The sequence below is a fragment of the Rhizobacter sp. AJA081-3 genome, assembly GCF_017795745.1.
In the GTDB taxonomy this organism is placed as follows: domain Bacteria; phylum Pseudomonadota; class Gammaproteobacteria; order Burkholderiales; family Burkholderiaceae_C; genus Piscinibacter.
In genome coordinates this window covers 19,979-40,539 of the sequence record NZ_CP059067.1, presented here as the reverse complement: position 1 = coordinate 40,539, position 20,561 = coordinate 19,979, and the positions used below count along the sequence as shown (strand labels likewise).

Here is a 20,561-nt window from a genome sequence, read left to right as displayed (position 1 = left end):
GGTTGTCTCTTGTTGTGCTGCATCAGTCAGAGGGCGTCCTTGCCGGTCTCGCCTGTGCGGATGCGAACGACCTGCTCCAGCGACGAGACGAACACCTTGCCGTCGCCGATCTTGCCGGTGCGCGCGGCACCTTCGATGGCTTCGATGACACGGTCGACGATGGCATCGTCGACGGCCGCCTCGATCTTCACCTTCGGCAGGAAGTCGACGACGTACTCCGCACCGCGGTACAGCTCGGTGTGGCCCTTCTGGCGGCCGAAGCCCTTGACTTCGGTCACCGTGATGCCTTGAACGCCGATGGCGCTCAGGGCCTCACGCACTTCGTCGAGCTTGAACGGCTTGACGATCGCGGTCACCATCTTCATGGTCATCTCCAATGGGGTGGGTTCAGAACACGTACTTGACCGACAGCACACCCGAGGCCTTGCCCAGGAACTTCGTGCTGTTGGCGTCGGCGCCAGGGACGTAGAAATTCTTGTCGGCGTCGGTGCCGACCAGCGCGCCGCTGACCGACAGACCGGAACCCAGGTCCTTGGTCACGGTCAGCGAATAGTCGGTGTAGCTGGCGGCGTCTTCGGCCGGGCCCTTGATCTTCTGGTAGCCGATGTGCGGCACGGCGCTGAAGCCGCTGCCCAGGTCGAAGGTCGCCGAGAGGTCGAAATAGAAGCTGTTCTTGCTGTCGGCGTTGGCGAAGGTGTTGGTGACGGCGTGCGAGTACTTGCCGGTCACCGGGCCGTAGGTCAGCGCACCGTACAGCTCGGTGGTGCTGGCGCTCGGGTTCAGCTTGTTGCTCGGGTACTCGTAGCGCAGCACGCCGACGTCGAAGCCGAGGCCGGGCATGATCTCGCCCTTCACGCCGCCGTACAGGTCGATCTCGATGCTGCTGTCGCCGCCGGGAATGTCGTCGATCCACTTGATGGTCGAGGCCCATGCGCCGACGTAGAAGCCGGCCGGCAGCCCGTAGTCGACGCCGCCTTGCAGCGCCGGCTTGAGGCGCGTCTGCGAGATGCCGCGGTAGCGGTAGTCGGTCGTCAGGCCGACGTTGCCCGAGAACTGGGCGTACGAAACCGAGGGCATGGCCGTGAGGGCGACGAGCGCGGCCGCGGCAAACAGGCTTTTCTTCATGAGGTGGAGCTCCAAGGACGAGGACACGTTGGGGACGTGTCCTGATCTGCAGCTTCTGTGCCAAGCACGAAGAACCTTCCGACACACCCGGCACCCGCCCGGGCGCGGGCAAGCGTGCACCGTCGAGCACCAACTTGGTGTCCGCAGCGACATCGCCCTTCTTTGGTGCGCCCGGATCGAGCGCCCCGCTTCGCCAGCTCAGCCGATCGGCTGGTTGTCGAGCAAGAGCAGCCCGGCGGCCGTGTTCGAGATCGGGATGTGGTAGTTCGAATGCAGCCGGCTCACGCGGCCGGTGAGCGCCGCGCGAGTGACCAACCACATCAGGAGCTCGATGCCTTGCGTGCCTGCCTTCTCGACCAGCTCGGCCACGGTGTAGCGCGTCGCCCATTTCGGGTCGCGCACCAGGCTTTCCATGAAGCGCAGGTCGAATTCCTTGTTGATGTGGCCGGCCCGCTCGCCGTCGAGCTGGTGCGACAGCCCGCCGGTGCCGACGACGACGACGCGCGCGTCGCTGTCCCAGGACTCGACCGCGCGGCCGATCGCCTCGCCGAGCTTCCAGCAGCGCCCCGCCGTGGGCAGCGGGAACTGCACCGTGTTCACGCACACCGGCACCGTGCGCACCGGCCACGCACCCTGCCCGGGCCACAACAGTGCCATCGGCAGCGTGAACGCGTGATCGACCAGCATCTCCTGGCAGGTGGTGACGTCGAACTCGTCGCGCACCAGCGATTCGATCAGGTGCCACGACAGGTCGAGATCCCCCTTGAACGGCGGCAACACCGGGATGCCCCAGCCTTCGTCGGCGTTGCGGTACTCGGGTGCCGCGCCGACCGCGAAGGTGGGCATCTTGTCGAGGAAGAAGTTCAGCCCGTGGTCGTTGTAGACGACCACCGCCACGTCCGGCTTCACCTCGGCGAGCCAGTCGCGCACCGGCGGAAAGCCGTCGAACCAGGGTTTCCAGTACGGGTCGCCCTGCAGGTTGCGGGCGATGGCGCGGCCGATGGCCGGCACGTGCGAGCTCATGATGCCGCCGACGATCTTCGCCATGGTCACCTCCCGGCGGCGACGAGCCGCGCCTTGAATGCGTCCTTGGTCATGCCGGTCTGCTGCGCGCCGAGGTCCTGCACGTCCAGGCCGAAGATGCCGGCGAGCTTGGCCAGGTAGTAGACGTTGCCGCCGGCCTCGATCATCTGCAGCACGTTGCGCGCCTTCACGGCCTCGCGCTGTGCCGGCGTGAGCTGGTAGCGCGCGCAGTAGCCTTCCTCGTCGCGCAGGAAGGCCTCGCGGTTGGCGGCGTCGTTGAAGGAGAAGCACATCCTGTTCAGCGCATAGCCCTTGCGGGCCTGTGCGCCGTCGAACAGCGTGGTGCCGGGAATGGATGCGGACATGGTGGTCTCCTCACCGCCGAAGGAGCGTTGATTGAGCCGCGCCGACGCCCGAAGAGCCTTGACCTGACTCAAATCCCGTCGGGGACCGCGCGATCATCGAGCGGGCCGCCGAGCCAGTCGGCCAGCGCTGCGTTCACCGCCGCCGGCTGCTCCATCGTGCTCATGTGGCCGCAATGCTCGATCACCGCCAGCCGCGAGCCGGCGATGTGCCGGTGCATGGTTTCGTGGCGCGCGGGCGGGCTCCAGGCGTCTTCGCGGCCGCACAACAGCAGCGTGGGCACGTCGATCGTGGCGAGCAGCGCGGTCGCATCACGGCGCGCGAGCAGCGCCTCGATCTGTGCAGCGAAGGCCTGAAGCGATCCGCGCTCGAACATGTCGAGCACGGCCTCGAACACCGGCGTGCCGAGCCGGCTCGGGTGCACCATGCCCTGCGCCCATTCGCGCGCCATCGTGCGCAGGCCGTGCCGCCGTGCGATGTCGCGCAGCGCGTAGCGCCCGCTGCGTTCGCGCTCGCCTTCCGCCCCGGGGGCCAGCGGGTGGTACGAGGTGTCGAGCAGCGCCAGGCGTGCGATGCGCTGCGGCGCCTGCGCCCACATCTCGAAGGCGATGCGCCCACCCATCGAATGGCCGGCCACGGCGAGCGGGCCGGGAGGTGCCTCGCGAAGCACCTGCGCGGCCATGGCCGGCAGCGAATCGAGCGTGCCGTAGTGCGGCACGATGCACTCGAAGCACGATCCGAACGCCTCGACCTGCGGCGCCCAGGCCGCGCGGTCGCACATCAGGCCGGGCAAGAGCAGCAGCGTCGGCCGGGTCATGCGTCGGCTCAGAACTCTTCGGTGTCGACGCCGGCCTGAGCCGCCGCGTCGTAGCGGGCGCCGACGATGGTGTCTCGGTTGATCAGTGCATCGAGCCGGCTCAGGGTCGCCGCATCGAGATCGATCGCGGCGGCATCGGCGTTGTCGCGCAGATGCGCGAGCTTCGTCGTGCCGGGGATCGCCACGACATGCTCGCCGCGCGCCAGCACCCAGGCCAGCGCCATTTGCGCCGGCGTGCAGCCGCGCTCGGCGGCGATCGCCTCGAAGCCTGCGAGGCGCTGCAGGTTGATCGCGTAGTTGCCCGGCTGGAAACGCGGCATGCTGCGGCGCAGGTCCTTCGCGTCCAGCGCGGTCACGTCGCGCAGTTCGCCGCCCAGGTAACCGCGCGCCAGCGGGCTGAAGGCCACGAAGGCCGCACCGATCTCGCGGCAGGCCTCGAGCACCGCGATCTCCGGGTTGCGCGTCCACAGCGAGTACTCGGTCTGCACCGCGGTGATCGGGTGCACGGCGTGCGCACGCTTCAGCGTGGCGGCCGAGACTTCCGACAGGCCGATCGTGCGGACCTTGCCCTCGCGCACCAGATCGGCCAGCCCGCCCACGCTGTCTTCGATCGGCACCTTCTTGTCCCAGCGGTGCAGGTAGAAGAGGTCGATGACGTCCGTGCGCAGCCGCTTCAGGCTCTGCTCGCAGCTCCACTTCAGGGTCGCGGGGCGGCCGTCGACGACCCGCTTGCCATCAACACCATGCAGCCCGCACTTGCTCGCCAGCACGAACTTCGAGCGGTGCGGCGCGAGCGTTCGGCCGACCAGCTCCTCGTTGGCACCGAACCCGTACAGCGCCGCCGTGTCGAAGAAGCTGATGCCCAGGTCGAGCGCCTCGCGCAGCAGCGCCTGCGCGGCCTCGTCCGGCGGCGGTGCGCCATAGGCATGGCTGAGGTTCATGCACCCCAGCCCGATGGCCGAAACGTCGAACGGGCCGACGCGCCGCGTCTTCATCACGACTGGGCCAGTTGGCGTTCGAGATCGTGCAGCACCTCGTAGCACGGCAGCACCTGCGCGGCGCTGGCGTTGGGCTCGCGGCCCTCGCGGATGGCGGCGAAGAACTCGCGGTCCTGCAGTTCGATGCCGTTCATCGACACCGCCACTTGGCTGACGTCGATCTTCTCGTCCTTGCCGTTGAACAGGTCGTCGTAGCGCGCCAGGTAGGTGCCGGTGTCACCGATGTAGCGGAAGTAGGTGCCCAGCGGCCCGTCGTTGTTGAAGCTCAGGCTGAGCGTGCAGATCGCGCCGCTGGCCGCCTTCAACTGGATCGACATGTCCATCGCAATGCCGAGGTTTGGATGGATCGGCCCCTGGATCGCGTTCGCCTTCACGATGGGTGAGCGCGCCTGGTAGGCGAACAGGTCCACCGTGTGCGCGGCGTGGTGCCACAGCAGGTGGTCGGTCCAGCTGCGCGCCTGTCCCAGCGCGTTCATGTTCGTGCGCCGGAAGAAGTAGGTCTGCACGTCCATCTGCTGGATGTTGAATTCGCCGGCGACGATCTTCTTGCGTACCCACTGGTGGCTCGGATTGAAGCGCCGCGTGTGGCCGCACATCGCCACCAGGCCGGTCTGCTTCTGCAGCTCGACCACCGCATACGCATCGCGCAGCGAATCCGCCAGCGGGATCTCGGCCTGCACGTGCTTGCCCGCCTTCATGCAGGCGATCGCCTGCGAGGCGTGCATCTGCGTCGGCGTGCACAGGATCACCGCATCGACGTCGGGGCGCGCCAGGCTCTCGCCGAGCTCGGTGCTGCAGTGGCCGATGCCGTACTTCGTCGCCGTCTCGCGCGTCTTGTCGATGTCGCGGCTGATCAATGACGTGACCTGCACGCCGTCGATCAACTTGATCGCGTCGAGGTGCTTGATGCCGAAGGCGCCGGCACCGGCCAGCGCCACGCGGATGGTCTTGCTCATGCGTTCTCCAGGATCAGGTGGCCCACGGCCGTGTTCGACGCCGGCACGTGGAAGAAGCGATGCGCCACCTTCGGCGGCTTGCCGCTGCCTGCCACATCGCTCATCGCGCCGCGGGCGATCAGCCACATCACCAGCTCGATGCCTTCCGAGCCTGCCTCGCGCACGTACTCGATGTGCGGCACGGTGGACAGCCCGGCCGGGTCGGCGATCAGGCGATCGAGAAAGCGGTTGTCCCACTCGGCGTTGATCAGGCCGGCGCGCGGCCCCTGCAGCTGGTGGCTCATGCCGCCGGTGCCCCAGATCTGCACCTTGAGCGGCTCGTCGTAGCTCTCCACGGCGCGGCGGATCGCCTGGCCGAGCTGGAAGCAGCGCTTGCCCGAAGGCACCGGGTACTGCACCACGTTGACCGCGAACGGGATCACCGGGCAAGGCCAGGCCTGCGGCTGGCCGCACATCAGGCTCAGCGGCACGGTCAGGCCGTGGTCCACGTCCATCTTGTTGACGATGGTGAGGTCGAAGTCGTCCTGGATGACGCTCTGCGCGATGTGCGAGGCGAGTTCCGGGTGGCCGATCACTTTGGGCACCGGCCGTGCGCCATAACCCTCGTCAGCCGGCTGGAACTCGGCCGCGCAGCCGATCGCGAAGGTCGGGATCATGTCCAGGCTGAAGGCCGTCGCGTGGTCGTTGTAGACGAGGAAGATGACGTCGGGCCGGTTGTCCTTCATCCACTGCTTGGAGAACTCGTAGCCCTTGAAGAGCGGCTGCCAGTAGGGCTCGCCGGTCTTGCCCTGGTCGATGGTCGCGCCGATGGCAGGCACGTGCGAGGTGTAGACGGAAGCGGAGATCTTTGCCATGGTCAAGCCTTGTTCCTTCCAGCGGCGCCTTGCGGCTGGCGATGCGCCTGCGCGTCGCCGTCCTCGCCGACGCGGCGGTTGCCCTCGGGCGAGCGGCCGCCCTTGATCATCATCTCGCGGTACTCCGCTTCGCTCATGCCCGTCATGCTGCCGGCCATCTGCTGGAAGCTTTTGCCGTCGGTGGCGCCGATCTTGGCCAGGAAGTAGATGTTGCCGCCCAGCGCGATGCAGCGGTTCAGGTCGCGTGCGAGCACGGCGAGCTTCTGGTCTTCGGTCATCGGCCACTCTTCGAGGTAGGCGCGCTCGTTGGCCTTGAAGCGCTCGCGGTTGGGAGCCTTCATCAGCGACATGCAGAACTGGTTCAGGTGGTAGCCCTTGCGCGACTGCTCGGCGTCGAAGATGGTCGTGCCGGGCACGTCCAGGTAGGGTTTGTTCAGTGACATGGTCAGGCCTCCTCGGGCCAGTACAGGCGCATCGGGTTGTCCACCAGCAGCTTGCGCTGCAGCTCGGCCGTGGTGGCGATGTGCGGGATGAAGTCCACCAGCAGTCCGTCGTCGGGCATGTGGTGCTTCAGGTTCGGGTGCGGCCAGTCGGTGCCCCACAGCACGCGGTCGGGGAAGGTCTCGACAATGCGGCGCGCAAAAGGAATCACGTCGCGGTAGGCGTGACGTTCGCCGTTCAGCGCTGGCGGGCCCGAGACGCTCAGGCGCTCGGGGCAGCTCACCTTGCTCCACACGTTCGGGTAGTCGCGCATGAACTTCACGAACAGCTCGAACTGCGGGCCGTCGACCGGCAGGCTCACGTCGGGGCGGCCCATGTGGTCGACGACGATGGTGGTGGGCAGCGCGGTGAAGAAGTCCCACAGCTCGGGCAGGTCCACCGCCTCGAAGTAGATCACCACGTGCCAGCCGAGCTTGGCGATGCGCCCGGCGATCTCCATCAGCTCGTCCTTGGGCGTGAAGTCCACCAGCCGCTTGACGAAGTTGAAGCGCACGCCGCGCACGCCGGCGGCGTGTAGCGCCTGCAGTTCCTCGTCGCTGATCGAGCGCTTCACGGTGGCGACGCCGCGCGCCTTGCCGTTCGACGCGATGCAGGCATCGACCATCGCGCGGTTGTCGGCGCCGTGGCAGGTGGCCTGCACGATCACGTTGCGTGCGAAGCCTAGGTGGTCACGCAGCGCGAAGAGCTGCTGCTTGCTCGCATCGCAGGGCGTGTACTTGCGCTCGGGTGCGAAGGGAAACTCGGCGCCGGGGCCGAACACGTGGCAGTGTGCGTCCACGCTGCCGGCCGGCAACTGGAACGCGGGCTTGGAGGGGCCGGCGTACCAGTCCAGCCAGCCGGGGGTCTTGGTGAATTCCATCAGGGTGTCTTCTTCACGTGATCGAGGATGCGATCGGCTTCGGTGCGCCAGTCCGCGCTGCGGGCGAACGCCTTCGTGCCCTTGGTACCGAAGAGGCCAGCGTCGGCGAGGTCGGCCACCCAGGCCTGGCGCTCGGCGGTGCCGGCGGCGGACCAGGGCGTGAGCCCGGCCTCGCGCACGGTCTCGGCCACCTCGCGCACTTCTTCACTGCGCCTGCGGCCATGTTCGATGACACGCTGGAAAAAGTAGCTCGCCTGCTTCTCCCAGTCGATGCCGGGGAAGGTCTCCTTCAGCGAGGCCAGCACAGCGTCTTCCACGCCGTAGGCGCGCGCGGTGGTGAAGCTCTCGATGACCATCGCCTCCAGGCCCTTGATCATCACGCTGCGGCACATCTTGGTGGCCGAGGCCACGCCGAGCTTTTCGCTCGCCACCCTGGCCGCGAAGCCGAGCGCGTTCAGCACCGGCTCGAGCGCCGCGGCATCCGGCCCGCCGAGCAGAAGCGGCACCTTGATGCGGTAGGGCGGCACCGAGGTCATCACCGCGCCTTCGACATAACGCGCGCCGACGGCATTCACGATCTTCGCCGCGCCGATCTTCGCGCCTGGCGAGGCGGAGTTGAAGTCGAGGAAGAAGGCACCCTGCTCGAGCCCCGCCGCACAGGCCTGCGCCACCGGCACGGCCTGGCTGGCGGTGACGGCCGAGACCACCAGGTCGGCGCCACGCACCGCGTCGGCATGCGATGCGGCCAGCGCGATGCCCTGCTTCGACGCATGCTCGCGCATCGCAGCGCCGGCATCGCCGGCCAGCTTCAGATCGAAGGCGACGACGCTCTCGCCGCGCGCACGCAGGTCTTCGGCGAGGATGCGCCCCACTTCGCCATAACCGATCAAGGCGATGGTCATGGCCATCAGTCGATGTACTTCAGCCCGGCCTTCGCCAGCGGCTCGCGCATCTTGTACATGTCCAGGCCCAGCACGCCCGAAGCGAGCTTGGCGCGCTTCTCGCCTTCGAGCGCCTCGCGGGCGACGGCGGCTTCGAGTGTCTTTGCCGCCATTGCGCGCGGCACGCAGACCACGCCGTCGTCGTCGGCCACGATCACATCGCCGGGCGTCACGTAGGCACCGGCGCACACGATGGGAATGTTCACCGATCCGAGCGTCGCCTTGATCGTGCCCTTGGAGCTGATCGCCTTGCTCCAGACCGGGAAGCCCATCTCCTGCAGCGTCTTCACGTCGCGCACGCCGGCGTCGATCACCAGCGCCCGCGCACCGCGCGCCATGAAGCTGGTGGCCAGCAGGTCGCCGAAGTAGCCGTCGGTGCACTCGGCGGTGACCGCCGCCACGACGATGTCGCCCGGCCGGATCTGCTCGGCCGCGACGTGCATCATCCAGTTGTCGCCCGGCTGCAGCAGCACCGTGACCGCCGTGCCCGAGACCTGCGCGCCGGGGTAGATCGGCCGCATGCAGGGCTTGAGCAGGCCGACGCGGCCCATCGCCTCGTGCACCGTGGCGCTGCCGAGTTTCGCCAGGCCGTCGGCCGTGGCCGCGTCGGCGCGCTGGATGTTGCGGTAGACGACTCCGAGTTCGTACATGTCACTTTCCCTTCCGCTTCAGAGCAGCATCGAGCCGCGGGAACACGCGCCGCGCGTTGCCTTCGTAGACCTGCTGCTTCTGCGCGGCGCTGAGCTGCGTGCTCGCTTCGATGTAGCGCTTGGTGTCGTCGTAGTAGAAGCCCGTCTCCGGGTCGATGCCGCGCACCGCGCCGATCATCTCGCTGGCGAACAGGATGTTGTCCACCGGGATCACCTTGGTCAGCAGGTCGATGCCCGGCTGGTGGTAGACGCAGGTGTCGAAGAATATGTTGTTGAGCAGGTGGTCTTTCAGCAGCGGCTTCTTCAGCTCCTGCGCGAGGCCGCGGAAGCGCCCCCAGTGGTAGGGCACCGCGCCGCCGCCGTGCGGGATCAGGAACTTCAGCGTCGGAAAGTCCTTGAACAGGTCGCTGGTCAGGCACTGCATGAAGGCCGTGGTGTCGGCGTTCAGGTAATGCGCGCCCGTGGTGTGGAAGCAGGCGTTGCAGCTGGTGCTGACGTGGATCATCGCCGGGATGTCGTACTCGACCATCTTCTCGTAGATGGGGTACCACTGGCGGTCCGACAGCGGCGGGCTGGTCCAGTGGCCGCCGGACGGATCCGGGTTCAGGTTGATGCCGACGTTGCCGTACTGCTCGACGCACTTGACCAGTTCCGGGAGGCAGGTCTTCGGATCGACGCCGGGGCTCTGCGGCAGCATCGCGGCGGGGATGAAGTTGTCCGGGAAGAGCTTCGAGACTCGGTAGCAGAGCTCGTTGCAGATCGCCGCCCAGGTCGAGCTGACCTCGAAGTCGCCGATGTGGTGGGCCATGAAGCTGGCGCGCGGGCTGAAGATCGTCAGGTCGCTGCCGCGCTCGCGCATCTTGGCGAGCTGATTGGTCTCGATGGACTCGCGCAACTCGTCGTCGCTGATCTTCAGATCCGAGACCTTGGGCTTGGCGGCCGGGTCCTTGATCCCGGCGATCTGCCGGTTGCGCCACTCTTCCAGCGCCTTGGGCGCGGTGGTGTAGTGGCCATGCACGTCGATGATCATCGTGTTGCTCCTGCGGGTTCCATGCCCTGGCGCCGCTTGGCATCGGCGGTCTCGGGCGAGCTCATGAAGGCGAGCAGCGCACGCGCCGCCTCGGGTTGCGCCGACGCGCTGCACACACCGGCGCTGAAGGTGGTGACGATCTGCACGGCTGGCGGCAGCGCGCCGACGAGGTCGATGCCGCCCAGGTGCAGCAACTCGCTCAACTGCTGGAAGCCGAGCTCGACCTCGCCGCGCGCCACCAGCGTGCCCACCGGCACCCCGGGCGGGGCCTGCACGGTGCGGCGCGCAATCTCGTCGGCGATACCCCAGCGCTCGAACAGCTTCATCAGCTGCACGCCGCTCGGGCCGGTGGAGTAGCCGACGCTGCCGGCCCCCAGCACGGCGCGCTTCAGCGCCTCTTCGGAACCGATGTCGGGCCGCGGCGCGCCGGCGCGCACCGCCACGGCCACGCCGGAATGCACCAGATCGACCCGGCTGCCGGCCATGACACGCCCGGCTGCCACCAGCTTGTCGATCGCGTCGGCGGCCAGCACGACCACATCGAAGGATTCGCCCGCCATCACGCGCTTGGCTGCATCGACGCCGCCGACCGACTCGATCGCCACGACACGCCCGGAGAGCTGCTCGTAGGCGCTGGCCAGCTCGGCGAGCACCTGGCGGGTTGCCATCGACGAGATGCCGGTGATCGGGTGGGTCATGTCGGTGCCCGGCCCGGGCCGGGTTCAAGGGGGAAGCCGATTCTGCGGCGGCCGGGAAGGCACGCCAATCGAGGCGGGCCGCTAGCAGCTATCGCATCCTGTTATGGGCGCGCGTCGGCCCGGCGCTGGCCAGCACCAGCTCGCGCAGCATGCGCATCGCCTGCTTGACCAGCGGTGTGGCCGGCTTGTGCGCCGAGCTGGCCAGGCACAGCGTGCTCGTCAGCACACGTTCGGCCAGCGGCCGCACGCGGAACGCCGCCGCCTGCCCCGACGCAGCCACCGCACTGGGCGTCAGCACCGCGTGGCCATGGCCGCTGCGCACCAGCTCGAGGATCGAGCTGACGCTGGAGACCTCGTAGGCGATGTTCAGCTTCAGCCCGGCCAGCGCGGCCTGCGTTTCGAGCAGCTTGCGGATGGCGTGGGTGTGCTCGGGCACCACCAGCGGCAGCGTCACCAGCTCGGCGAAGGGCAGCGGCGCCGGCTTGCGCGCCACGCCCCTGGCCGCGCTGACGAGGCACAGCGGCTCGTCGAGCACGTGCAGCGTCTCGATGGCAGGGTTGGCATCGGGGTTGTGCACCAGGCCGAGGTCGACGCGGCCGGTGGAGATCCACTCGACGATGTGCGCCGACAGGCCCTCGACGATGGCCAGCCGCGCCTTCGGCAAATGCTGCTTGAAGGCATCGACCAGCGGCAGCGTGAGCATGCGCCCCATGCTGGGCGGCAGGCCGATGACGATGCGGCCAGTGGCTTCGTCGCGGTTGGCGCTCAGGTCCTCGCGCGCATGCGCCACCAGCTGCAGGATGCCCACCGCATGATCGAACAGGCGCTTGCCCGCGTCGGTGAGCAGCACGCCGCGGCCGGTGCGCTGCAGCAGCGTGACGTGCAGGTCGGTCTCGAGCAGGCGCACCTGGCGGCTGAGCGCGGGCTGCGCAACGTCGAGTTCGATGGCGGCCTTGCTGAAGCTGCCCATCTCGGCAACGCGGACAAAGTAGCGCAGCTGGGTCAGGTTCATGCGTGGGTATTCGGGGCTCGTGTCGACTGTAGCGCACCCCCTTTCGGGCGCCCTCCAGCGCCGCCCGCGCGGGGGAGCGACAGGCCGGGCCGCGCTGCGAAGAATCAGCGCATGTCACTCGCCGTCGTTCACAGCCGCGCCCTCGATGCGCTTCGTTCGCCGCAGGTCACGGTGGAAGTCCACCTGGCCAACGGCCTGCCCAGCTTCACGCTGGTCGGCCTGGCCGACACCGAGGTGAAGGAGGCGCGCGAACGGGTGCGCGCAGCGCTGCAGACCAGCGGCCTGGAGTTCCCCAACAACAAGCGAATCACCGTGAACCTGGCGCCGGCGGACCTGCCCAAGGAGTCGGGCCGCTTCGACCTGCCGATCGCGCTGGGCATCCTGGCCGCGAGCGGCCAGATCGACGCGGCGAAGCTGGCCCGCTTCGAGCTCGCCGGCGAGCTCTCGCTGGCCGGCGAACTGCGACCGGTGCGCGGCGCCCTCGCAATGGCGCTGGCCGCGGCCCACGAGGGCGCGGACCCGCCGCGCGCCATGGTGCTGCCCACCGAAAGCGCGGCGCAGGCGGCACGCGTGGACGGCGTGGCCATCCACGCTGCGGCGCACCTGCTCGAGGTGGTGCGCTCGCTGCTGCCGGGCGATTCAGCCGTGCCGCTGCCGCGCGCGGTGCCGGCGCCCGTCGCACCGCCGCCCTCGCGTGGCGACCTGCGCGACGTGCGCGGCCAGTCCGGCGCCAAGCGTGCTCTGGAGATCGCCGCCGTCGGCGGCCACAGCGTGCTGATGGTCGGCCCGCCGGGCAGCGGCAAGTCCATGCTGGCGCAGCGTTTCGCCGGGCTGTTGCCGCCGCTCACGCACGACGAGGCGATCGAGTCGGCCGCGCTGCTCAGCCTGACCGGCGCCGCAGCCGCGCACACCTGGGGCGAGCGCGTCCTGCGCTCGCCGCACCACAGCGCTTCATCGGCCGCACTCGTCGGCGGCGGCTCGCCGCCGCGGCCGGGCGAGATCTCGCTGGCGCACCACGGCGTGTTGTTCCTCGACGAATTGCCCGAGTTCCAGCGCCCGGCGCTGGAGGCCCTGCGCGAGCCGCTGGAGACCGGCCGGGTGACCATCTCGCGCGCAGCGCGGCAGGCGGATTTCCCGGCGCGCTTCCAGCTGCTCGCCGCGATGAACCCATGTCCTTGTGGCCACCTGGGCAGCGCGCTGCGCGCCTGCCGCTGCACGCCCGACGTGGTCGCGCGTTACCAGGGGCGCCTGAGCGGGCCGCTGCTCGACCGCATCGATCTGCAGGTCGAGGTGCCGGCGGTGGCCGCGACCACCCTCGCCCAAGCGCCCGGCGGCGACAGCAGCGCGGCGATGGCGTTGCGTGTGGCCCAGGCGCGCGCTCGCGCCCTGCAGCGGCAGGGCGTGCTCAACCGCGAACTCGCTGGTGAGTCGCTGGAACGGCTCTGCACGCTCGACGCCGCGGCGTCGAACTTCCTTCAGAGCGTGTCGGTGCGGCTGGGTTGGTCGGCACGCGGCTTCCACCGCGTGCTGCGCATCGCGCGCAGCATCGCCGACCTGGCCGACAGCGAGACCATCGTGCTGGCGCACGTGGCCGAGGCCGTGCAGTACCGCCGCGTGCTGGCGGTGCAGTAGCAGGCCCGCGCGAGGACGATCAGCCCTGCGAGCCCGAGATCGGACGCAGCTTGTTGCCCTCGACGGTCACGCGCTCGCCGGCGCGCGGGGCAGTGGCCTGCTCGATGGTGCGCACCGAGCCATCGTCCATGCGCACCGTGACCTCGTGCGAGGTGGTGCGCTTCTGGTGCTTCTCGATCTCGTTGCCGGCCACGCCGCCACCGACGGCGCCGAGCACCGTCATCGCCGTGCGGCCGTTGCCCTTGCCCATCTGATTGCCCACCGCGGCGCCGAGCACGCCGCCGGCCAGCGCGCCGACGCCGCTGGATTGGCCCTTGTGCGTGACCGTGCGAACGGATTCGACGACGCCGCAGTCGCGACACACCGGCGCCTGCGCCGTCTTCGTGGCCACGGGTGCCGCGGCGAGCTTCGCTGCCGGCTTGGCGGGAGTCTTGGGCTCGGGTGCCGCGGCTTCCTGCGCCGGCACCGGCTGGGTCGATGGCGCGGGAATGCCATTGCGCACCAGCATGCCGGCACCGGCGGCCAGCGAGGCGGCACCGAGCACGCCGGCGATCAGCCAGACCGTGCGCGATGGGGTGTTGCCAACGGGCACCGCGCCCGGTGAGGTCTCAACGCTCATGCTTGTTCTCCTGAAAGATTCGGGCCGCGCAGGCCATGCGCCGCCTCCACAACGACAACGCCGATTCGACCCCGGCGGCGCACCGAGGTGCCAGCGCCGATCGAATCAGGCGTAACGAGCTGTCAATGTCAGGCGGGGTTCATGAACCCGAGGTCACGCGCGCTGAAGTTGGCGAGGTTCGGGAACACGTCGAGCAACTGCGTGTCGCTCAGCCCGAACCACTTGCCCAGCGTGGCGCCGAGCTGGTCCACCGAGGTGGTGGGCAGCAGGCTGCCGTTGCCCAGCTGGTCGGGGCTGCTGTCGAAGTTGTTGTTGTTCGTGTTCTTCGCGCCATAGACGGGGAAGCTGCCGTACAGGTCGCCGCCCCGCACCGCGCCGCCCATCACGAAGTGGTGCGCACCCCAGCCGTGGTCGGTGCCGTCGCCATTGCTGGTGAAGGTGCGGCCGAAATCGCTGGCGGTGAAGGTGGTGACGCGGTCTCGCACACCCATCGCGCCGAGCGTGTCGTCGAAGTAGCGCAGCGCATGCGACAGCCGCGCCATCAGTTGCGCATGGTTGCCGTTCTGCACGTCGTGCGTATCGAAGCCGCCCATGCTGACGAAGAACACCTGGCGCTTCGCGCCGATCGAGGCGTTGCCGCTGGCGTCGATCATGCGCGCCACGATCTGGAGCTGCTGCGCGAGGTTGTTGGAGATCGTGGTGCCCGGATTGTTCGGGTCCGTGTAGCGCAGCTTCGGGTCGTTGGTGGCGCTGTAGTTGCCGGTGGCCGGCGCGGTGCCGAACAGCGGGTCGCTGGCCGGCTTGAGCGCGTTGCGCAGCAGCGACTCGGCCTGCATCGAACGCGCCGACACCGCCGACAGGTCGGCCTCGAGCACGTGGCCACCGCGCGTGGTCTGTACGATGCGCTCCATGGCGGCGCCCACCGCGGCCGAGCCGTACACCTGCCCGTTGGCGTTGGTGCCCAGGCGGATCGCGCCGTTGTTGGTGACCTGGTACTGGCGCACGTCCTGGCCCGACAGCCACACGGCGTTGCCGCCGGCGGTGATCGAGGTGAACACGGTGCGCTGGTTCATCGACGCGAGCAGGTCGCCCATGCGACCGCCCCAGCCGACCGTGGCACCTTCGGGCAGGAAGGCCTGCCAGGTGTTCTGCTGGTCGTTGTGGGAGAAGAGGCTGGCCGGCTTGCGGTGCGACGACTGGCTGTACTGCGTCTTGCTGGTGGGCAGGATCAGCGGCCCGACGTTGGGCAGGATCGCCAGCCGCCGGTCGGTGTTGAACATCGTTTGCAGCGCGCCCATCGCCGGGTGCAATGCGAAGCTGCGGCCCTGTGCGTTGGTCGGCGTGATCGGCAGCACGCCGCCCAGCCGAGCCGGCGAGCCGGCCGCCGCTCCCGCGTTGATCGCCGTGCCCGGCGCGAGCAGCGCGATGGAGTCGGGCGCCTGGCTGCGCAGCGTGGTGTAGTTGGTGAACGAGGCAGTGTCGGTCGGCAGCACCATGTTGATGGAGTCGTTGCCACCGAACAGGAAGATGCACACGATGGCCTTGTAGTCGCCGGCGGTCTGCGCCGCCGCCGTGCCCAGTGCCGAGAGGTTCAGCGCCAGCGGTGCGCCGGCCGCGCCGAGCGTGGACATCACGCCGGCGTGCCGCAGGAACGTGCGGCGGGAAGCGTCGATCTTTTTCATGGTGGTTCTCTCCCCGCTCACTTCTGCACCTGGAACTCGGGCGACACCACCGTCAGGAAGACAGCGGCATTGACGCGGTTTCGCTTGGCGGTGTCGATGGCGGCCTGATTGCTGCCGGTGCTGTTCAGCGCCGGGATGGTGATGCTCTCGACCGCCGTGCGGATCTCGGTTTTCAAGGCGTCGGGCATGCTGCCGGCCATCAGCTTGGTAGAGATCTGCTCGACCAGGTCGGCAGGCTGTCCCACCAGGGCCAGTTCGGCGCTGAAGTTCGGCTGCAGGTCGCGGCGTGTCACCGACACGCCGTTGACCATCACCGCCGCGCTGGCACCCACACCCTGCGAGACGTTGTCGCGCATGTAGTTGACGTAGCCCGCAGCGGTGGTCTCCTGCGCGAGCGCCATCTCCGGCGCCACCAGACCGGCCGAGGCCGCCTGCGTGCCCGGGGCGACGTAGCCGGGGCGGTAGAAGTTGAAGACCGTGGGCGAGCGCATCGCCGTCTGGCCCAGCGAGGTGCCGGCGTTGTCGGTGTTGCCGACGCGGAAGTTGCCGCTGTCCGAGCTGTAGCCGAAGGCGCGCAGCACGGCCGACAGGCGCAGGATCGGCTCGCGGATCTTGCCGCTGGTCGTGGTCACGACGCGCGCCTCGGGGTGCAGCAGCACCGCCTTGATCACCGCACGCAGGTCGCCGCGAACGCCGCTGCCGTTGTTGTTGAAGGCGCCCGCCACGGCCGCCACGTAACCCGGGCTCGGGTTGCTGGTGACCAGGCGCTGGATCAGCTGCTTGCCGATGAAGGGGCCGACGTTCGGGTGGTTGTACAGCGTGTCGAGCGCCGTCTTCAGGCTGGCGTTCGGGTCGGATTGCGTCTGCGCCGCGATGTTCGCCGACAGGAACACCTTCTCCTCGGTGCTGTGGTGCTGCGGGTAGCCGACCATCGGCTTGATCCAGCGGTCGGGGTCGGACACGCCACCCAGCGAGCCGTTGCTGAAGCAGCCGTTGTCGGGCCAGTCGGGGCAGGTCCAGCTGAAGCCGGTGAACACCTTGGCCAAGCCGGCGATGTCGGCCGGCGTGTAGGTCTCGAGCGCAATGCCGTTGGCCTGCCTGACCGAGCCGTCGTCGTTGAGCTGTTGCAGCCCGATGGAGAACAGCTGCATCACCTCGCGGGCGTAGTTCTCGTCGGGCACGCGGCCGGTGCGCGGGTCGGCCTTGCGGTTGCGCAGGCTCGTCAGGTAGGCGCCCATCATCGGGTGCACCGAGACCGACTCCAGCAGGTCCCGGTAGTTGCCGAAGCCCTGGGTGGCGAGCATGTCCATGTAGTCGGCCACGGCGCGCGGGTTGTCGCCCACCGTGCTGTCCTGCAGCGAGATCACGAAGATCTGCGACAGCGCGAAGGCGACCCGCTGGCGCAGCTGATCCTCGCCGCTGATGGCCTGCTTCCAGAAGCTGTTGTAGATGCCGTCCTGGCCGATGCTGTTGGCGGCATTGGCGGCCTTGACCACCGCGTCCTGTGCCTCCCACGACGCGCGGTGCGAGGCCTGCGGTGCAGCCAGTTGCTCGTCGATCCAGGCGCCGTAGCCGACCGCCATCACGCGGTCGACTGCGGCCGTCGTCGGCCCGAAGCTCGCCTGGGTGAGGAAACGCGCCGCATCGCTGCGCGAGGCGGGGATCTCGGAGACCGCGCCACCGGTCTCTTCATCTTTCGCGCCGCCGCAGGCAGCCAGGGCCAGCACGACGCTGGCGGCGAGGGCGCCGAGCGCCACACGGGTTCGCATCGCCAGGGTTCGCCCCTGGTCGATCGGGTCATGAATCATCACGGTCGCCTCCACTTGAAACCGTTTGCTGTGCCAGCGGTCACGCACTGAGCGTGCCAAGGCAAAGCGGCGATTCTTGGGGCTGCATTGATGCGGATGTGGCCAAAAATTGGCAATCCGACAAGGTCTTACACGCCGAAGCAATTCGGCCGCCGACACATCGCGGCGGCCCTGTTGCGGCTGCTTGCATCCGCTGTGAGCGAATGCAATCGAGACGGCTCGACTACAGCAGCGCGGAGAGCGAACGCCGCACTTGCGAGACGTCGAGTGCGCTGCGCTTGGCCCAGTCCGCCAACTGGTCTTCGCCCACTTTTCCGACGTTGAAGTAGGCAGCCTGCGGGTGCGCGAGATAGAAGCCGCTGACACTGGCCGCCGGCGTCATCGCCAGGCTCTCGGTGAGGCCCATGCCGATGTCCTCGCAGTTCAGCACACGGAACATGTCGCGCTTGACGGTGTGGTCGGGGCAGGCCGGGTAGCCGGGTGCGGGGCGGATGCCGCGGTACTTCTCGGCGATCAGTTCGGCGTTGCTCAGCTGCTCGTCGGCCGCATAGCCCCAGAACTCGGTGCGCACACGCTGGTGCAGGCGCTCGGCGAAGGCTTCGGCCAGGCGATCGGCCAGCGCCTTGAGCATGATCGCGCTGTAGTCGTCGTGGTCGTCGAGGAACTGCTTTTCCTTCTTCTCGACACCCAGGCCCGCGGTCACGGCGAACAGGCCCACGTGGTCGGCCACGCCGCTGGCCTTGGGCGCGACGAAGTCGGCCAGGCAGCGGTTCGGCCGCCGCACGCCGTCGACCACCGGCCGCTCCGACTGCGTGCGCAAGCCGCGCCAGGTCATCAGCACCTGCTCGCGCGACTCGTCGGCATAGATCTCGATGTCGTCGTCGATGACGGTGTTGGCCGGGTACAGCGCGATCACGCCATTGGCGGTGAGCCAGCGGCCTTCGATCAGCCGCTTGAGCATGCGTTGCCCGTCGCTGAGCACGCGCCGCGCCGATTCGCCGACGATGTCGTCGGTGAGGATCGCCGGGTAGGGGCCGGCGAGGTCCCAGGTCTGGAAGAACGGTGCCCAGTCGATGCAGGCGGCGATCTCGGCCAGGTCCTGGTTCTTGAAGACGCGCCGGCCGGTGAACTTCGGCTTCGGCGCCGCGTAGGCGCTCCAGTCGATCGGCGTCTTGTTGGCGCGCGCCTGGGCCAGCGTGACCATCGGCGTGGCCTTCTTGTTGGCGTGCTGCACGCGCACGCGCTCGTAGTCGGACTTCAGCTCGCTGATGAAGGCGGCGGCCTTCTCGTCGCTGAGCAGTTCGGAGCACACATTGACCGAGCGGCTCGCGTCGGGCACGTAGACGACCGGGCCCTCGTAGTGCGGCGAGATCTTCACCGCGGTGTGCACGCGGCTGGTGGTCGCGCCGCCGATGAGCAGCGGGATCTTCTTCAAACGGAAGAAGTCGTCTCGTTGCATCTCCGCGGCGACGTGCTGCATCTCTTCCAGGCTGGGCGTGATCAGGCCCGACAGTCCGATGATGTCGGCGCCTTCGACCTTGGCGCGTGCCAGGATGTCCTGGCAGGGCACCATCACGCCCATGTTCACGACCTCGAAGTTGTTGCACTGGAGCACAACGGTGACGATGTTCTTGCCGATGTCGTGCACGTCTCCCTTCACGGTGGCGATGACGATCTTGCCCTTCGCCCTGGCTTCGCCGCCGGCCTCCACCATGGCGAGCTTCTCGGCCTCGATGTAGGGCAGCAGGTGGGCCACCGCCTGCTTCATCACGCGGGCGCTCTTCACGACCTGCGGCAGGAACATCTTGCCCTGGCCGAACAGGTCACCGACCACGTTCATGCCGGCCATCAGCGGGCCTTCGATCACGTGCAGCGGCCGGCCGCCGCCGGCCTGGATGGTCTGCCACGCGGCCTCGGTGTCCTCGACGATGAACTCGGTGATGCCATGCACGAGCGCATGGCTCAGGCGCTCGTTCACCGTGCCGGCGCGCCAGGCCAGGCGCGCACTGTCGTCCTTGGCGGCGCCCTTGGCGGTCTCGGCGATCTCCACCAGCCGCTCGCCCGCGTCGGGGCGGCGGTTCAGCACCACGTCTTCCACGCGCTCGCGCAGTACCGGCTCGAGGTCGTCGTACACGCCCACCATGCCGGCATTGACGATGCCCATGTCCATGCCCGCCTGGATCGCGTGGTACAGGAACACGGTGTGGATCGCCTCGCGCACCGGGTCGTTGCCGCGGAAGCTGAAGCTCACGTTGGAGACGCCGCCCGAGACCTTGGCTCCCGGCAGGTTCTGCTTGATCCAGCGCGTGGCGTTGATGAAGTCGACGGCGTAGTTGTCGTGCTCCTCGATGCCGGTGGCGATGGCGAAGATGTTCGGGTCGAAGATGATGTCTTCGGGCGGGAAGCCGATCTCATCGACGAGAAGGCGGTACGCGCGCTCGCAGATCTCGATCTTGCGCTGGTAGGTATCGGCCTGGCCCTTCTCGTCGAAGGCCATCACCACCGCGGCGGCACCGTAGCGCCGCACCAGGTTCGCCTGCTGCCGGAAGGCCGCTTCGCCTTCCTTGAGCGAGATCGAATTGACGATGCCCTTGCCCTGGATGCATTTCAGGCCGGCCTCGATCACCTCCCACTTGGAGCTGTCGACCATGATCGGCACGCGCGCGATCTCGGGCTCGCCGGCGATCAGGTTGAGGAAGCGCACCATCGCGGCCTTGCTGTCGAGCATGGCCTCGTCCATGTTGATGTCGATGACCTGCGCGCCGTTCTCGACCTGCTGGCGCGCCACCGACAGCGCCTGCTCGAAATCGCCGTTGAGGATCATCCGTGCGAAAGCCTTCGAGCCGGTGACGTTGGTGCGTTCGCCGACGTTGACGAAGAGGGTGCCCTGGCCGATCTCGACCGGCTCCAGTCCGGAGAGCTTCATGGGCGGAACGGGGGCGGGCGTGGCGGTCATCGCGGCAGATCCATCAGGGGCCGCGGGCTCACCGCGA

The 20,561-nt window shown here is 68.5% G+C and carries 20 protein-coding genes; 1 reads left to right on the top strand and 19 read right to left on the bottom strand.

All coding sequences use genetic code 11. The features are described from left to right. Window positions 1-26: 26 nt before the first annotated feature. The 15 genes from HZ992_RS00200 to HZ992_RS00130 form a co-directional block, all read right to left on the bottom strand. A complete protein-coding gene (locus HZ992_RS00200; RefSeq protein WP_127997874.1) occupies window positions 27-365 on the bottom strand; it encodes a P-II family nitrogen regulator in 339 nt (112 codons plus the stop codon). Between the two features lie 22 nt (window positions 366-387). After that, window positions 388-1,125, bottom strand: coding sequence for a TorF family putative porin (locus tag HZ992_RS00195; RefSeq protein ID WP_209384679.1), 738 nt, complete (start codon window positions 1,123-1,125; stop codon window positions 388-390). A 198-nt stretch (window positions 1,126-1,323) separates the two neighbouring features. Continuing rightward, window positions 1,324-2,172, bottom strand: coding sequence for a class III extradiol dioxygenase family protein (locus tag HZ992_RS00190; protein WP_209384678.1), 849 nt, complete (start codon window positions 2,170-2,172; stop codon window positions 1,324-1,326). A gap of 2 nt (window positions 2,173-2,174) precedes the next feature. Next, the gene (locus HZ992_RS00185) at window positions 2,175-2,513 is read right to left on the bottom strand and encodes a protocatechuate 4,5-dioxygenase subunit alpha (protein WP_209384677.1); all 339 of its coding nucleotides are present in this window, start codon (window positions 2,511-2,513) and stop codon (window positions 2,175-2,177) included. A gap of 68 nt (window positions 2,514-2,581) precedes the next feature. After that, complete coding sequence (locus HZ992_RS00180; RefSeq protein WP_209384676.1) at window positions 2,582-3,328, bottom strand: alpha/beta fold hydrolase; 747 nt, start codon at window positions 3,326-3,328, stop codon at window positions 2,582-2,584. A gap of 8 nt (window positions 3,329-3,336) precedes the next feature. Then, window positions 3,337-4,323, bottom strand: a complete 987-nt coding sequence (locus HZ992_RS00175) for an aldo/keto reductase (RefSeq protein ID WP_209384675.1) — start codon at window positions 4,321-4,323, stop codon at window positions 3,337-3,339. After that, on the bottom strand, window positions 4,323-5,282 hold the full coding sequence (locus HZ992_RS00170) for a Gfo/Idh/MocA family oxidoreductase (protein ID WP_209384674.1): 960 nt from the start codon (window positions 5,280-5,282) through the stop codon (window positions 4,323-4,325). Before HZ992_RS00170 ends, HZ992_RS00175 begins: the two co-directional genes overlap by 1 nt. Continuing rightward, window positions 5,279-6,136, bottom strand: coding sequence for a class III extradiol dioxygenase subunit beta (locus tag HZ992_RS00165; RefSeq protein ID WP_209384673.1), 858 nt, complete (start codon window positions 6,134-6,136; stop codon window positions 5,279-5,281). The genes HZ992_RS00170 and HZ992_RS00165 overlap by 4 nt, the downstream gene beginning before the upstream one ends. 2 nt (window positions 6,137-6,138) lie before the next feature. Then, window positions 6,139-6,579 carry a protocatechuate 4,5-dioxygenase subunit alpha gene (gene ligA / locus HZ992_RS00160; protein ID WP_209384672.1) on the bottom strand — a complete coding sequence of 147 codons (441 nt, stop codon included), beginning with the start codon at window positions 6,577-6,579 and terminating at the stop codon, window positions 6,139-6,141. A 2-nt stretch (window positions 6,580-6,581) separates the two neighbouring features. Next, window positions 6,582-7,499, bottom strand: coding sequence for an amidohydrolase family protein (locus tag HZ992_RS00155; protein WP_305848845.1), 918 nt, complete (start codon window positions 7,497-7,499; stop codon window positions 6,582-6,584). Then, window positions 7,496-8,404, bottom strand: a complete 909-nt coding sequence (locus HZ992_RS00150) for an NAD(P)-dependent oxidoreductase (protein WP_209384670.1) — start codon at window positions 8,402-8,404, stop codon at window positions 7,496-7,498. The genes HZ992_RS00155 and HZ992_RS00150 overlap by 4 nt, the downstream gene beginning before the upstream one ends. Continuing rightward, window positions 8,404-9,087 carry a 4-carboxy-4-hydroxy-2-oxoadipate aldolase/oxaloacetate decarboxylase gene (ligK, locus tag HZ992_RS00145; RefSeq protein WP_209384669.1) on the bottom strand — a complete coding sequence of 228 codons (684 nt, stop codon included), beginning with the start codon at window positions 9,085-9,087 and terminating at the stop codon, window positions 8,404-8,406. Before ligK ends, HZ992_RS00150 begins: the two co-directional genes overlap by 1 nt. A gap of 1 nt (window position 9,088) precedes the next feature. Further along, window positions 9,089-10,117, bottom strand: coding sequence for an amidohydrolase family protein (locus tag HZ992_RS00140; protein ID WP_209384668.1), 1,029 nt, complete (start codon window positions 10,115-10,117; stop codon window positions 9,089-9,091). Next, window positions 10,114-10,815, bottom strand: coding sequence for a substrate-binding domain-containing protein (locus tag HZ992_RS00135; protein WP_209384667.1), 702 nt, complete (start codon window positions 10,813-10,815; stop codon window positions 10,114-10,116). The genes HZ992_RS00140 and HZ992_RS00135 overlap by 4 nt, the downstream gene beginning before the upstream one ends. An 88-nt stretch (window positions 10,816-10,903) precedes the next feature. Beyond that, on the bottom strand, window positions 10,904-11,827 hold the full coding sequence (locus HZ992_RS00130; RefSeq protein WP_209384666.1) for a LysR family transcriptional regulator: 924 nt from the start codon (window positions 11,825-11,827) through the stop codon (window positions 10,904-10,906). A 111-nt stretch (window positions 11,828-11,938) separates the two neighbouring features. Between HZ992_RS00130 and HZ992_RS00125 the strand changes: the two genes are divergently transcribed. Then, window positions 11,939-13,459, top strand: a complete 1,521-nt coding sequence (locus HZ992_RS00125) for a YifB family Mg chelatase-like AAA ATPase (RefSeq protein WP_209384665.1) — start codon at window positions 11,939-11,941, stop codon at window positions 13,457-13,459. A gap of 19 nt (window positions 13,460-13,478) precedes the next feature. Here the strand turns inward: HZ992_RS00125 and HZ992_RS00120 are convergent, their stop codons facing one another. The 4 genes from HZ992_RS00120 to metH form a co-directional block, all read right to left on the bottom strand. Further along, entirely contained in the window at window positions 13,479-14,078 is a 600-nt protein-coding gene (locus HZ992_RS00120) for an outer membrane lipoprotein (RefSeq protein WP_209384664.1), read from the bottom strand. Window positions 14,079-14,206: 128 nt separating this feature from the next. Continuing rightward, window positions 14,207-15,760: a DUF1501 domain-containing protein gene (locus tag HZ992_RS00115; RefSeq protein ID WP_209384663.1), complete on the bottom strand. Its 1,554-nt coding sequence runs from the start codon at window positions 15,758-15,760 to the stop codon at window positions 14,207-14,209. A 17-nt stretch (window positions 15,761-15,777) separates the two neighbouring features. Further along, window positions 15,778-17,568: a DUF1800 domain-containing protein gene (locus HZ992_RS00110; RefSeq protein WP_245213311.1), complete on the bottom strand. Its 1,791-nt coding sequence runs from the start codon at window positions 17,566-17,568 to the stop codon at window positions 15,778-15,780. Window positions 17,569-17,791: 223 nt separating this feature from the next. After that, the gene (metH, locus tag HZ992_RS00105) at window positions 17,792-20,524 is read right to left on the bottom strand and encodes a methionine synthase (RefSeq protein WP_209384662.1); all 2,733 of its coding nucleotides are present in this window, start codon (window positions 20,522-20,524) and stop codon (window positions 17,792-17,794) included. Window positions 20,525-20,561 lie beyond the last annotated feature (37 nt).

Bases quoted from the DNA above. Each gene is read 5' to 3' on its own strand.
- HZ992_RS00135 (WP_209384667.1), bottom strand. From the start codon at position 10,815: ATGACCCACCCGATCACCGGCATCTCGTCGATGGCAACCCGCCAGGTG.
- HZ992_RS00120 (WP_209384664.1), bottom strand. From the start codon at position 14,078: ATGAGCGTTGAGACCTCACCGGGCGCGGTGCCCGTTGGCAACACCCCA.
- metH (WP_209384662.1), bottom strand. From the start codon at position 20,524: ATGACCGCCACGCCCGCCCCCGTTCCGCCCATGAAGCTCTCCGGACTG.
- ligK (WP_209384669.1), bottom strand. From the start codon at position 9,087: ATGTACGAACTCGGAGTCGTCTACCGCAACATCCAGCGCGCCGACGCG.
- HZ992_RS00130 (WP_209384666.1), bottom strand. From the start codon at position 11,827: ATGAACCTGACCCAGCTGCGCTACTTTGTCCGCGTTGCCGAGATGGGC.
- HZ992_RS00195 (WP_209384679.1), bottom strand. From the start codon at position 1,125: ATGAAGAAAAGCCTGTTTGCCGCGGCCGCGCTCGTCGCCCTCACGGCC.
- HZ992_RS00125 (WP_209384665.1), top strand. From the start codon at position 11,939: ATGTCACTCGCCGTCGTTCACAGCCGCGCCCTCGATGCGCTTCGTTCG.
- HZ992_RS00150 (WP_209384670.1), bottom strand. From the start codon at position 8,404: ATGGCCATGACCATCGCCTTGATCGGTTATGGCGAAGTGGGGCGCATC.
- HZ992_RS00110 (WP_245213311.1), bottom strand. From the start codon at position 17,568: ATGATTCATGACCCGATCGACCAGGGGCGAACCCTGGCGATGCGAACC.
- HZ992_RS00115 (WP_209384663.1), bottom strand. From the start codon at position 15,760: ATGAAAAAGATCGACGCTTCCCGCCGCACGTTCCTGCGGCACGCCGGC.
- HZ992_RS00175 (WP_209384675.1), bottom strand. From the start codon at position 4,323: ATGAAGACGCGGCGCGTCGGCCCGTTCGACGTTTCGGCCATCGGGCTG.
- HZ992_RS00190 (WP_209384678.1), bottom strand. From the start codon at position 2,172: ATGGCGAAGATCGTCGGCGGCATCATGAGCTCGCACGTGCCGGCCATC.
- HZ992_RS00170 (WP_209384674.1), bottom strand. From the start codon at position 5,282: ATGAGCAAGACCATCCGCGTGGCGCTGGCCGGTGCCGGCGCCTTCGGC.
- HZ992_RS00180 (WP_209384676.1), bottom strand. From the start codon at position 3,328: ATGACCCGGCCGACGCTGCTGCTCTTGCCCGGCCTGATGTGCGACCGC.
- HZ992_RS00165 (WP_209384673.1), bottom strand. From the start codon at position 6,136: ATGGCAAAGATCTCCGCTTCCGTCTACACCTCGCACGTGCCTGCCATC.
- HZ992_RS00200 (WP_127997874.1), bottom strand. From the start codon at position 365: ATGAAGATGGTGACCGCGATCGTCAAGCCGTTCAAGCTCGACGAAGTG.
- HZ992_RS00185 (WP_209384677.1), bottom strand. From the start codon at position 2,513: ATGTCCGCATCCATTCCCGGCACCACGCTGTTCGACGGCGCACAGGCC.
- ligA (WP_209384672.1), bottom strand. From the start codon at position 6,579: ATGTCACTGAACAAACCCTACCTGGACGTGCCCGGCACGACCATCTTC.
- HZ992_RS00140 (WP_209384668.1), bottom strand. From the start codon at position 10,117: ATGATCATCGACGTGCATGGCCACTACACCACCGCGCCCAAGGCGCTG.